Below are 1619 nucleotides of genomic sequence, written 5' to 3' on the forward strand. Positions count from 1 at the left end.
CCCCGGCCGGACTTGAACCGGTGACCTCCGCCGTGACAGGGCGGCGCTCTAACCAACTGAGCTACGGGGCCGTGTGTTTCTCACTCTCGCGAGGCACGAGTGGATACATTACCGGAAGCACAGGCATATGCGCAACTTCGGCGTGTCGCGGCGTGTCGTCATCTCCGGCTTCGGCACGCCCCTACCGAATCGGCGTCAATGCAACCGTTTGCTTCCCAATTGGTAATTAAAGCCAATTGGTGTGAACGCTCTCATTCATGCGCAAGTCACGCAATCGATGCGTCAATTGCCGCAAATCATGCGGGAAATACCACGCTACGTCTTCCGCAACCGTTATGATTCCAGTGTTTACAGCGTACCAAGACAATCAAAGGAGAGGCCATGACCACGCTTGCCATCGACATCGGAGGAACCAAGATCGCCGCCGCCGTGTGCGATGAAAACGATACCATTATCCAGCGCTGGCGCGTCCCCACGCCGATGGATGCCGATGCGATCAACCAGAACATCGCCAGCGTCTATCGCGAAGCCACCGCCGCCGGCCATGACATCCAGGCCATCGGTGTCTCCGCCGCAGGCAACGTCGGCGCCGACCGCAAGACCATGACCTTCGCCGCGAACATCCCCGCATGGCTCAACTACGACCTGTCCGAGCACATCGGCGAGCTCATCGACCACGCCGTGCCGGTCATCATCGAGAACGACGCGAACTGCGCCGGCTGGGGCGAGTACGTGCACGGCGCCGGCCAGGGCAGCAAGAACATGGTGGCCCTGACCGTGGGCACCGGCCTCGGCGGCGCCATCGTGATCAACGGCGAGCTGTACCGCGGCTCCTTCGGCATGGCCGCCGAGCTCGGCCACCTGCCGATGGTCCCGGACGGCGACCACTGCGGCTGCGGCCTGCGTGGCTGCGCCGAGCGTTACACCTCCGGCACCTCGCTGGAGAACTTCGCCAAGTCGGCCGTGCGCCGTCGTCCGCAGGACGCCAAGCGTCTGCTGGAGCTGTGCGGTGGCGACATCAACAAGCTCGAAGGCCCGATGGTCTCCCAGGCCGCCCAGGAAGGCGACGTGCTCGGCCTGTACGCCTTCAACAAGATCGGCGAATGGCTCGGCCGCACCATGGCCGCCACCGCCGCCGTGCTTGACCCGGACATCTTCGTGATCGGCGGCGGCGTGGTGGCCGTCGGCGACATCCTGCTGGAGCCGGCCCGCTACAACTACGCCCGCTTCCTGGAAGGCAGCGCCTACCGCGGCCATGCCAAGATCGTCGCCGCCACCGCCGGCCAGGACGCCGGCCTGATCGGCGCCGCCAACCTGGCCCTGCGCTGAGTTCGCTGGGTTTCCGCGGATAACACAAGAAGCGTGCTCTTCCTTGATTTGGGGAGAGCACGCTTCTTTGCTTTTCGGCTCCCCTCTCTGAGGGGAGCTGTCGAACGAAGTGAGACTGAGGGGAGTCGTAGTGTTGAGGCTATCTCCCGTGCAGCTCCCCTCAGTCAGCTTCGCTGACAGCTCCCCTCGGAGAGGGGAGCCAGTGTACCGTGTCCGTTCCAGCCTTCCTGCCGCTGCCCCTGCCCCTGCCCCTGCCCACATACAACGCAAGCGGCCCGGAACCTCCTCGT

Annotated in this window: 1 protein-coding gene; it reads left to right on the plus strand. The window is 64.4% G+C overall.

Going from position 1 to position 1619, the window contains the following annotated elements:
• Positions 1–381: 381 nt before the first annotated feature.
• On the plus strand, positions 382–1329 hold the full coding sequence (locus DF196_RS13080) for an ROK family glucokinase (RefSeq protein ID WP_109058228.1): 948 nt from the start codon (positions 382–384) through the stop codon (positions 1327–1329).
• Positions 1330–1619 lie beyond the last annotated feature (290 nt).

The sequence above is a fragment of the Bifidobacterium callitrichidarum genome (assembly GCF_003129905.1).
In the GTDB taxonomy this organism is placed as follows: Bacteria; Actinomycetota; Actinomycetes; order Actinomycetales; family Bifidobacteriaceae; genus Bifidobacterium; species Bifidobacterium callitrichidarum.

Bases quoted from the DNA above. Each gene is read 5' to 3' on its own strand.
- DF196_RS13080 (WP_109058228.1), top strand. From the start codon at position 382: ATGACCACGCTTGCCATCGACATCGGAGGAACCAAGATCGCCGCCGCC.